At 39.5% G+C, this 9891-nt stretch carries 11 protein-coding genes and 1 pseudogene; all 12 read right to left on the reverse strand.

What is annotated here, in order from left to right:
- Positions 1-94: 94 nt before the first annotated feature.
- Positions 95-559, reverse strand: a pseudogene (locus AAAT93_RS05335) (lysine--tRNA ligase); the annotation flags it as partial.
- Between the two features lie 270 nt (positions 560-829).
- Positions 830-2065 (reverse strand): tyrosine-type recombinase/integrase, encoded by a 1236-nt coding sequence (locus tag AAAT93_RS05340; protein ID WP_004853386.1) that lies wholly within the window; start codon positions 2063-2065, stop codon positions 830-832.
- A gap of 32 nt (positions 2066-2097) precedes the next feature.
- Entirely contained in the window at positions 2098-2274 is a 177-nt protein-coding gene (locus tag AAAT93_RS05345; RefSeq protein ID WP_004853384.1) for a DUF6290 family protein, read from the reverse strand.
- Between the two features lie 544 nt (positions 2275-2818).
- Entirely contained in the window at positions 2819-3307 is a 489-nt protein-coding gene (locus AAAT93_RS05350; RefSeq protein ID WP_227572935.1) for a winged helix-turn-helix domain-containing protein, read from the reverse strand.
- Positions 3282-4238: a D-alanyl-D-alanine carboxypeptidase family protein gene (locus AAAT93_RS05355; protein ID WP_118374775.1), complete on the reverse strand. Its 957-nt coding sequence runs from the start codon at positions 4236-4238 to the stop codon at positions 3282-3284. The genes AAAT93_RS05350 and AAAT93_RS05355 overlap by 26 nt, the downstream gene beginning before the upstream one ends.
- A 44-nt stretch (positions 4239-4282) precedes the next feature.
- Positions 4283-4786, reverse strand: a complete 504-nt coding sequence (locus tag AAAT93_RS05360; RefSeq protein ID WP_044998360.1) for a hypothetical protein — start codon at positions 4784-4786, stop codon at positions 4283-4285.
- A 27-nt stretch (positions 4787-4813) separates the two neighbouring features.
- Entirely contained in the window at positions 4814-5998 is a 1185-nt protein-coding gene (locus AAAT93_RS05365; RefSeq protein ID WP_004853375.1) for an ABC transporter permease, read from the reverse strand.
- Positions 5988-6701, reverse strand: a complete 714-nt coding sequence (locus AAAT93_RS05370; RefSeq protein WP_004853372.1) for an ABC transporter ATP-binding protein — start codon at positions 6699-6701, stop codon at positions 5988-5990. The genes AAAT93_RS05365 and AAAT93_RS05370 overlap by 11 nt, the downstream gene beginning before the upstream one ends.
- A 4-nt stretch (positions 6702-6705) precedes the next feature.
- On the reverse strand, positions 6706-7560 hold the full coding sequence (locus tag AAAT93_RS05375; RefSeq protein WP_227572934.1) for a hypothetical protein: 855 nt from the start codon (positions 7558-7560) through the stop codon (positions 6706-6708).
- A 137-nt stretch (positions 7561-7697) separates the two neighbouring features.
- On the reverse strand, positions 7698-8783 hold the full coding sequence (locus tag AAAT93_RS05380; protein WP_004853368.1) for a sensor histidine kinase: 1086 nt from the start codon (positions 8781-8783) through the stop codon (positions 7698-7700).
- On the reverse strand, positions 8770-9471 hold the full coding sequence (gene vanR / locus AAAT93_RS05385) for a VanR-ABDEGLN family response regulator transcription factor (protein ID WP_004853366.1): 702 nt from the start codon (positions 9469-9471) through the stop codon (positions 8770-8772). The genes AAAT93_RS05380 and vanR overlap by 14 nt, the downstream gene beginning before the upstream one ends.
- 5 nt (positions 9472-9476) lie before the next feature.
- Complete coding sequence (locus AAAT93_RS05390; protein WP_008703822.1) at positions 9477-9689, reverse strand: helix-turn-helix domain-containing protein; 213 nt, start codon at positions 9687-9689, stop codon at positions 9477-9479.
- Between the last annotated feature and the right edge of the window lie 202 nt (positions 9690-9891).

Raw genomic sequence — 9891 nt, forward strand, 5'->3', positions numbered from 1 at the left:
AGCACCATTTGGTGTAAATTTGGTGTATTTGTGTATTTTCAGAGCTTTTTCACAAATGAAGTACATCCCGTTTTGTAGGGTAAAACGGTACTTCTTAGTAGAGCTTTGCACCTGCCGGAATATGGTCATCAACCATCAGAAGATGAAGCTTTTCTTCGCCTTCTTCTTCGTGTACTGCACTGAGAAGCATACCACAAGAGTCAATGCCCATCATAGCTCTCGGTGGAAGATTTGTGATAGCGATAAGAGTCTTTCCAACCAGTTCTTCCGGCTCATAAAAGCTATGAATACCGCTTAAAATAGTTCTGTCTGTGCCTGTTCCGTCATCAAGAGTGAACTGTAACAGTTTCTTTGACTTCGGTACTGCAACACACTCTTTAACCTTTACTGCACGGAAATCTGACTTGCTGAATGTGTCAAAATCTACTGCTTCTTCAAATAAAGGCTCAATCTTTACCTTAGAAAAATCAATCTTTTCAGGCTCAGCTTTCACTTCTTCAGCAGCCTTAGATTTTACATCATTTTTCTTATTTACATCATTCAAGGTCTTCATTGTCGGGAGCTTTTTTGATTGCTAAGCTAACTCTTGTATATCCTTGTAAACCCTTGGAAAATGGGCTTTCCCGGATTCTATATACTTGGATACTCTTGGACGTTTTTTTGACTTTTGTGCGTCCAAAAGATGTCATTCGCCTTAAAATACGTCTTTTTATTTTAAGACATGTACTGCAGTGTCAAACACTACAATACTAGATGAGTATAGCATATTTATCTCAGTATGAATAGGTATATTTTCAATCTTCAAAGAGTTCAATCGCAGGACTCTTTTCTAAAAAATATCCATATTTTTTGATAATTTCTCAATTACTGATTTGGTAACATCTGGGTTTGCTTCTGCATATATGTTCATGGTAGTCGATACATCAGCATGTCCCATTACCTCTTGAATTACTTTGATGTTGGTTTCATTCTCGCAAAATCTTGATGCAAACGTATGTCTGAAGATATGGCAGGAGAATCTTGGAATCATAACAGGTTCTCTCTTCTCCTTTTTAGCAGCCACCTCTTCTTCTGAATTATGTGTATCCACAATTCTCTTGATTGCCCGGTTTACTGCTGCTGGGTTATGTGGCATCCCAAATCGGTTTGTAAATACAAAATTGGTCATTCCATCCACATTCTCAACACAAAAGCCTTCTTGCTTCTGTCTCTCATATTCTTCCTGAAGCACATCATATACCTGCTGCATCATAGGTATTCTACGATTACCAGCTTCCGTCTTTGGCAAAGATACTCTAAACTCACATTTATATGAATCATCCGCTCTCTGGTAATAGGTTAAGCTATGATTGATATCAATGACTCGATTCTCCAAATCAATATCATCCCAGCGTATCCCAATTGCTTCTCCTATTCTGCATCCAGTTCCTAACAAAAATACAAAGAATGGATACCAGTGATAAAAGAACGGATTCTTTGCTACATACTCCATGAATTTTCTCTGCTGATCCACAGTCAACGCTCGCCTTGTCTTTCTGGCACCACCATTACGCTTTTTTACTTCACAGTATGCTCCGTCTACCGGATTCTTCCTTATGATATCATCTCTGACAGCAAGCTGAAATGTAGGTCTTAATACTGTGTTAATTGTCTCAAGCGTATTAATCTGTAATCCCTGATTATTAATCAAGTCTGTATAAAAGAACAACACGTCTGAGTATTTCACATCTCTTACTTTCTTCTTGCCAAATGTATCACGAATAAAATGATTCCATGTATACAAATAATTACTGTAAGTAGTGCTGCGCAATTCTGTTTTAGTTGATATGTACCTGTCAAACAAAAAGTTCACATCAGCCTTTCCTGCGACATAGACATCAAGTCCATCCAACTGGTCTTTTTGTAACTGTTCTTCTCTTTCACGAAGTTTTACCAAAGACTGTGCATAAATGGTCCTTTTCTTGCCTAATGGATCAATATATACATATGAGTATCTTCCGTCGCCTTTTCTGTAACCCTCACCCTTTCTTAATACTCTGCCTTTACCATCTTTTCTACAAGCCATTATTCTCTCCTTTCCGGAGAAAAGAGCCTGTTCTACTGATTAGCCTGTTGCTTCATTTGTAATTCAACACCCATTCTAATCAATTGCGAAATGGATAGATTATGAGTCTCAGCATACTCAACCATTATCTGGTATTCCTCTTCTTTGAATTTAACAGTCACCTTATGGTCAAAAGGTTTCTCTGCTTTTGGTCTTCCAGTTCTAGCCATCTGTATGCCTCCTTCATATCTTAATCATATTATACTTTTGGTCTGACCGAAAGTTAATACATTTTTTCTCTCTTGGCTCATTTTTCTCCATACTTGTTTGTAGCATCATCATCAGGTCTTATTTGTATGGAAATGCAAGGAGCAATGACAATCTTTGCAGTAAATCTTAAGAGAATAATTAAATTAATGAATGAAAAATAAGAACTTTATCCGAAAAAGACAAGCAATTTATATTTCGCCTAACAAAAAATCCACCAGAATCATAAAAACTCTGATGAATTTTTTCTTTTTTATTAAAGTCAAAATAAAAATGGTATGTTTTTCAGTGCCCTCTCATTTTGTAGATAGGGGTAGTATAATGTATAATGTCGAGATATTACGAAGATAACTCGTAGAAAATGCAAAGTCCAGTCGCAAGTTTAGACACGATATTTCTCTTAACCGTCGTATAAAATCAACATTTGCAGGGATTTATCAAATTCCGACATACCGTCTTAGAAAATGAATAATCCCTCGCAATTCATTATGAACTACGAGGGACTGCTTACTGACTGTTAAAGCGGTAGCCGATCTCACGAACACTATCTATGGAAAAGTGAGAGTTTGTATCACAAAGTTTTTTACGAAGATTCCGAATGTAAAAGCCTACGGTATCCTTTTCATTGCCTGCTGATATTTCGCCCCACACCTTATCATAAATCTGCTCGTATGTAAGAACACGACCTTTATTGGCTGCGAGTAAGCAGAGTATATCATACTCTTTGACGGTCAGTTCAATTTCCTGACCGTTATTGATAACTCTGCGCCGGCTCAAATTGATTTCTAAGCCGGAAAGGGATAATGTCGGCTCATATGAAATCTCTAATTTTTCAAAATCAGGGTGCTGTTTTACAAAAGCCAGCATATCGTCAAAGGCTGTTGAGTCTTGTGTTTTGAACTCCATTATTACGATTCGTCCGATATTATCACCCCCTTGGTTAGTTTTTTTGTCTTGGACAACATAAGATTTATTGCGTGAGATAATACGATTCATCAATCGTTTTCAGAATAAAATTCACATCGTCATAACGAGAGGAATCGGACTGAGAGCCTAAACTGCATATCAAAAACTCTTTTCCGTGCTGCTGGTAAAGCACAATCAAGTTATAGTCGTCAGACAGAGAGCCAGTCTTAATTCCGCATACATTTTCGTTGTAATATTCGGATGTCGGATCAAGGAAGGCGTTTGTATTCTGCCATATTTGTGTACTGCCATCAGGCAGTGTTGCCGTATAAGTGTTTTGAGATACAATTTCTCTAAACCACGAGTATTCCAACAACCGATATACTACTTCTTTCAAATCTAAAGTGGTGGTATGTGCCTCCATATCAAAACCACTCGGATCATATAAAACTGTGTCTAAGTACCCCTGCTGTTGCAAATGCAGGTTTAAGTTCTCCATAAAAATCCTCACACGCTCTTGACTGCTTTCTGCTTGCGGCGAAAGTAATCCTCCACAATAATCAGCAACCACATAAGCTGCGTCATTCCCTGACGGTACTAACATTGCCGCAAATAGATTGTGTAAAAAGTATTCTTTTTCCTTGATTTGAGCAACAGACGAGCCGGGTTTCGTGAGTGAAATAGCACCATAGTCTGCAACAACGATACTATCAAGGTCTGCTAAAGTTGACGCATACTCAATAACAAACAGCTTGGCTAAACTTGCAGGAATTTGTGGCTCGTTCTCGTTTTTTGAAACAAATATTTCATCATCAGAACAATCCACCAAAATCAGCGATTTTGCATTATAAGAGTCAGGAAAATCTTCTTTGTAGAGAAAACCATTTATTTTATTCTTTACCTCTCTGAAATTTTCCGGCTGCATTGCCCACGGCACAAACATTATACCTATGCCGATACAAACTACAAGCAAAAACAAAAATACTCCAAATCGTTTTTTCTTACGGCGTTTTCTCTGCATATATGTGCTCACCTCCCAACCCAAAAACTCTTATGTGCCATTTTTTAATCGGCATAATTTGCCTGAATACACTCTGTAAATCCAGACGGATCTCCCAACTTAGCTTTATCAATATTATCACGAAGATATTTGCGTGTGGCGTCATCACAGCGATCTGTTCCCATATAAGGCATATCAAAGGCTTTTTCGAGTTCAGCTAAGGCTTTTGCCGCCCTTTCCGGATTCGTATTGTAAGTATCAAGCCATTCCTGCATCCAAGAATATTCCCAAAGGTTAGATGCTTTTGTATCGCCATATCCTATCTGAAAAGACGCTCCCGTATCTTCGCCTTCCAAAGCATCAGGCGGAGTAACGCCCTCCGGCCAATTCAAACTCTCAATGGTCGTTAGGTATTCTTCTTCAATGGTAGCAAAGTCCGTGAAACCTCTTGTATTTGTGTCGGAGTCCGAAGAAGTGGAGCAGCCTGCCAGCATAATCACCAGCAAAGAAATCATAACACACAGTAACAGTCTGTACGGTCTTTCGGATTTTGAGATTGTTCGTTTCATTTTGTTTCCTCCTTGAATTGAGTTTTATTATCTAAGAGCCAATGCAGGCTCTAATTTTGCTGCTTTCAATGCTGGTAATAATCCGCCCAATAATGCTGTAAGCACAGACACAGCAACTGCAACAACAGCAACGCTGATTGGATAACTCGGTGTTCCCACCGGGGAATCCACAGGGAGCAACGCTCCAATACAATGCACCAAAATCAGCGAAATCAAAATAGCTGCAAAGCAAACGAATATTGATAAAATCAACTGTGAGCCTAAAACCAGTGCCACAATATTTGTTCGTGAAGCACCTATCGCTCTGCGGATCAGCAACTCATGTGTGCGCTGTTCCAATGAAGATAGTCCGATATTGATCTGCCCTAATACGGAAACAAACAGCAACAAAAGCGAAGTAACCAAAAGCCCTAATTGCAGTATGGACAATACCGAATCATAGGTATCTCCAATATCACTCCGCCCAGCACTTTCCCAGTAACCGCCAATGGTATCAGTCAAAATGTCGCCAAGGGCAGAATGTATCTGTTCGATTGTCAGTCCTGTTGTGGGATGCCAATACACATTTGCATTTTGTACTTGCCACATTGCTGGTGCGAAATTGAGGATCGCCGCAGAATCCGCATAGATAGTCGGAAAATCCCTGCCATCGTTTACTACTCCGACAATATTGAATGGGGTTAACGAAAGTGTGCTTTTTACATTTCCTGCAGCATAGGGCGAATCATTAAAATAGTTTTTAGCTTCTTTGTTTATGACCACTTCAAGCGATCCGCCCTCACTCAAAGGCTCTAACCATCTACCGGATGTCATTGGAAGATTATAGACTTGACTATATGCCTCCGTGGTGCAAACTACATCAAAAGCCATCAGGTTTTGGTAAACATCATTCGGCGGTATTGGCGTTAAATCTTTCATTGGTGCAAATCGAATATCCTCTCCCATAGAAAAAGTAACAGCGGCTACATCATCAATGGCTTCAAATCTCTGGAATAATTGTTCCATTTTATTTCTATCGTGAAAATCGGATTCCGTTATCACGAATGAGTAAGTAGGTGACCAGCCATATACCTGTGCGTTTACGGAAATCAAATACTCCCGTCCAAGCGTACCAACTAATACCGATCCAATCATTGCGATAATGCCTACAAGCATTGAAACACTTGTCAGAATACTTCTAAGTGGAGACAGACGAAGGTCTTTAAGTATCATTTTTAGCACAAGTTATCCTCCCTCCATCCATTTCAAAAATCGTATCACAGGTATCTGCAATATCAGGATCGTGCGTAACCAACAGCAGCATAATTCCATTTTCTTTTACGACGCTGTGCAACAGTTCCATAATCTGCGTTCCCGTCTTTTTATCCAACGCTCCCGTAGGCTCATCACATAAAATGGCTTCCGGAGATACTGCAAGCGCCCTTGCGATTGCAACTCTTTGTTGTTCACCGCCGGACAAATTGATTGGGTAATCATTTTCCTTGCTTTCTAAGCCGACACTTTTTAGCAAGCCTGTAATTATCTCGTGACGCTGTTTGGCGGTAAACGACTTTTTGGCATAGAGTAGGGGTAATTCGATATTTTCCCATACCCGCAAGTGCTTAATCAGAGAGTAATTCTGAAATACAAATCCGATATTATTGGCTCGCAGTATAGACAGATCACGGTCTTTCAAAGCAGAAATAGATATACCATCATAAAGGTACTCGCCCTCATATTCCCGATTTAACAAGCCAATAATAGATATAAGGCTTGTTTTGCCTGAGCCGGACTTTCCGACAATGGCATAACTGCGCCCTCGTTGCAATTCCATATTAGCGTTGGTTACTGTTGTCAGCATATCGCCATTATTCAATTTGACGCTTGCTTTCAAATCCTTTATTTTGATTAAAGTCTTTTCGGAAATTCCTTTCATTTTATCAATTCCCCCTCGGATCAAGGTTTGGCGGAGTAGCAGAAACCACATCGCCCTCCTCTAAGCCGGACAGTATTTCTATATTGGCTCCGTCTGTCACACCCAATGTCACTTTTGTTTCCACTCTTTCTCCATTCGGAGTAATTACAGTAACCAATCCCGTACCTTGTCTACCCGCTATTACCGACAGCGGCAATATAAGGACATCATTTCTCGTTGTCGCCGTTATGACTACCGTTGCACTTTGCCCCGATTTCACATCGACTGTTTGACTGATCAAGCATTGCAGAATGCCCTCTTGCGGCACGATTCCCGTAAACGCATTTTCATCTGCGGCAGGCGACACCACGGCAATCATATCGGTTGGTCCTACACCATCATATACTTGAAATTTTGCTTTCAACTCTGCATACTCCGGTAAGGTACTCAAAAAATTATCTGCCTCTACATTGAGGGCAAATCCTGTATAATGCACTATCGCTACGGGATAATTACTCGGTACGCTTTCATTGGATGGGGCAATAGAGGTAACTGTACCATCCACCGGAGATTTCAATTCTTTGCCGTTCAAAGTTCCAATAATTTGCCCGGCAGTGATTTTTTCTTCTAATTCTACCGCTGTATTAAATATGCCATTTTCGGGTGAGGAAATAATAAACGGTACTGCCGGAACGATAGTCGTTTGCGTTGAAACGGTTGGAGTAATTGTCCCTCGTACAACTGATACCGTTTTTTCTGCGGATGTTGCGCTATCTGTAAGATTGTTTTCGTCTGTCTGCCCAATTGCAGAGCAGGCAGATAGCGTAAATACAAGAAACAAAATAGAACATAGCAGCATTTGTTTTCTTAGCAACTTCATCATTCCTCCTTATGCTGTATCACAAAAAATACGAGCCTCTATCTTGATACTTTTATTGTACCAAAACAGAAGCCCGTATTTTCTTGATTGCTCGTAAGATATTCCTCTTTTTTTCTATGCAAATTCTTACAATTTTCCTACGCCAACGGCAAAGTAATTGAAAACTTGTTTTGATCCTCTTGGCTCTCTGCAACGATTGTACCATTGTGTAGTTCAACAATCTGCTTTACAATCGCCAAACCTAATCCAGCTCCTCCACTGCTTGTACTTCTCGCTGCGTCAAGCCGATAAAACTGCTCGAAAATCCTGTTTAACTTTTCTTCCGGCAGAGTATCGCCGTGGTTACAAAAAATAATGCTGACCGTATCTTCCTGACATTGTGCGCTGATCGTGATATCCGTATTTTCAAAACTGTAGATAACCGCATTTCTCAAAAGGTTATCAAAAACACGCTGAATTTTGTCTGCGTCACATCGAAGCATTATATCATCATCAACACAAAGATTACATTGCAAATTCTTTGTGTTGAGCATAGGCTTAAATTCATATACAAGTTGCTCCAGCAGGCGAGTTAAATTGATTTTCGTGTATTGTAATGTAATATCGTATATATTGAATCGTGTTATCTCGAAAAACTCGTTAATCAGATCCTCTAACCGTTCTGCCTTACCAAGAGTGATTGAAAGGTACTTTTCTCGAAGTTCCTTTGAGATTTGCGACTCATCACGCAGTAAAGTAAGATACCCGATTACAGAAGAAAGCGGTGTTTTCAAATCGTGTGCAAGATACATAATCAGGTCATTTTTTCGCTGCTCATTTTCTTTTGCAAGCCTTGCATTACTTTCAGCCTCCTGTTTTAACTGATTGATGTTAGCGGCGATTTCACTCAACTCCGGGGACATTTCAATGTAACTGACATTCTGATCGAACATTTTTCCTGTCGCAGCCTGTACCTCGTACACGTAGGCGACTACTTTTTTCAAAAGTAGGTATGTCAAGTATATAATACAGCCACCCCACACGATTACAGCCACTATATAAAGATATTCTGTTCTGTAATACAAGTAATAATACAAAACATACTTGCGGAGAATTTCTTCTGCCATAATTCCTAAAAGAAAAGTACCGCCTAAAATAAGCACAGAGCAAATCGCACATTGAATTACATACCCTTTGAACAAGGTAGAGAGCAGATAGTTTTTTTCTTTTTTATTCAATTTCATACCCTACCCCCCAAACAGTTTTAATGAACTTCGGATTTTTTGAAGGTTCATTCAATTTTTCCCGAAGCCGCCCAATGTGCGCCATTACCGTATTGTTACTGTTGCGAAGATACTTTTCTTTCCACACGGCTTCAAATAATTCCTCCGAGGCGACAACTTTACCCTGATGTTCGCACAGATACCACAGAATAGAAAACTCCAACGGAGTCAAGGCTATTTCTTTGCCATACAAGTAGCACTTGTGGCTGACTCTGTTTATCAGTAGACCTCTGATGTCATACTCGTCTTTTTCTTCGGATTGGCTCAAATTAGGACTGTTATAGCTCTGATAACGCCTTAATTGCGTCTTTACTCTTGCCACAACCTCTAAAGGATTAAACGGTTTCGTTATATAATCATCCGCACCAATCGTAAGCCCCATAATCTTGTCGCTATCCTCAATTTTGGCGGTAAGCATAATAATAGGGAAGTAAAACTTTTCCCGAATTTTTTGGCAAAGTCGAAAACCATCAATATCCGGCAGCATAATATCAAGTATCGCTAAATCAATCTGCGACTGTTTGATACATTTCATCGCCTCTAACCCATTATAACATTTATATACTGAATAACCATCGTTACTCAAATACACTTCAAGCAGATCAACGATTTCTTTTTCGTCATCCACAATTAAAATCTTCTTGTTCATTGATCCTACACCTCATTTTCGGGTACGGCTTCCATTATGTCGCCAAAATCACACTCTAAATATTCGCATATATTCAACAGCACGGGAAGGGTAACATTTTCATTTTTTCCGAGTTTCGCAAATGTACTTTTGCTTGCCCCGACCGCTTCTCGTAATTGACTCTTTTTCATTCCCTTGTCAATCAGTAGTTTCCAAAGTTTGTTGTACCGTACTTTCATTTCCGCACCTCCACCCAAATATAGTTTGTATTATAGTACTTTGAGAATGAAATTGCAATTATTAAGTCTGTATTTTGATACTTTTAGTTTTCAAACCGGCGCAATATCTTTCTGATATGTAATCCAGGGTGAAATGTAGAATGAGAGTCCCGTTTGTAACGCAAGAGTCCCTCTTTGTAAATGAAAATCTCATTTTGTAAAC

It is taken from the genome of Coprococcus hominis (ex Arizal et al. 2022) (assembly GCF_040094675.1).
In the GTDB taxonomy this organism is placed as follows: domain Bacteria; phylum Bacillota; class Clostridia; order Lachnospirales; family Lachnospiraceae; genus Coprococcus_C; species Coprococcus_C hominis.

What these genes read in the sequence shown, in the direction of transcription:
- AAAT93_RS05340 (WP_004853386.1), bottom strand. Translation starts at nt 2,065, where the DNA reads ATGGCTTGTAGAAAAGATGGTAAAGGCAGAGTATTAAGAAAGGGTGAG.
- AAAT93_RS05345 (WP_004853384.1), bottom strand. Translation starts at nt 2,274, where the DNA reads ATGGCTAGAACTGGAAGACCAAAAGCAGAGAAACCTTTTGACCATAAG.
- AAAT93_RS05350 (WP_227572935.1), bottom strand. Translation starts at nt 3,307, where the DNA reads ATGAATCGTATTATCTCACGCAATAAATCTTATGTTGTCCAAGACAAA.
- AAAT93_RS05355 (WP_118374775.1), bottom strand. Translation starts at nt 4,238, where the DNA reads ATGCAGAGAAAACGCCGTAAGAAAAAACGATTTGGAGTATTTTTGTTT.
- AAAT93_RS05360 (WP_044998360.1), bottom strand. Translation starts at nt 4,786, where the DNA reads ATGAAACGAACAATCTCAAAATCCGAAAGACCGTACAGACTGTTACTG.
- AAAT93_RS05365 (WP_004853375.1), bottom strand. Translation starts at nt 5,998, where the DNA reads ATGATACTTAAAGACCTTCGTCTGTCTCCACTTAGAAGTATTCTGACA.
- AAAT93_RS05370 (WP_004853372.1), bottom strand. Translation starts at nt 6,701, where the DNA reads ATGAAAGGAATTTCCGAAAAGACTTTAATCAAAATAAAGGATTTGAAA.
- AAAT93_RS05375 (WP_227572934.1), bottom strand. Translation starts at nt 7,560, where the DNA reads ATGAAGTTGCTAAGAAAACAAATGCTGCTATGTTCTATTTTGTTTCTT.
- AAAT93_RS05380 (WP_004853368.1), bottom strand. Translation starts at nt 8,783, where the DNA reads ATGAAATTGAATAAAAAAGAAAAAAACTATCTGCTCTCTACCTTGTTC.
- vanR (WP_004853366.1), bottom strand. Translation starts at nt 9,471, where the DNA reads ATGAACAAGAAGATTTTAATTGTGGATGACGAAAAAGAAATCGTTGAT.
- AAAT93_RS05390 (WP_008703822.1), bottom strand. Translation starts at nt 9,689, where the DNA reads ATGAAAGTACGGTACAACAAACTTTGGAAACTACTGATTGACAAGGGA.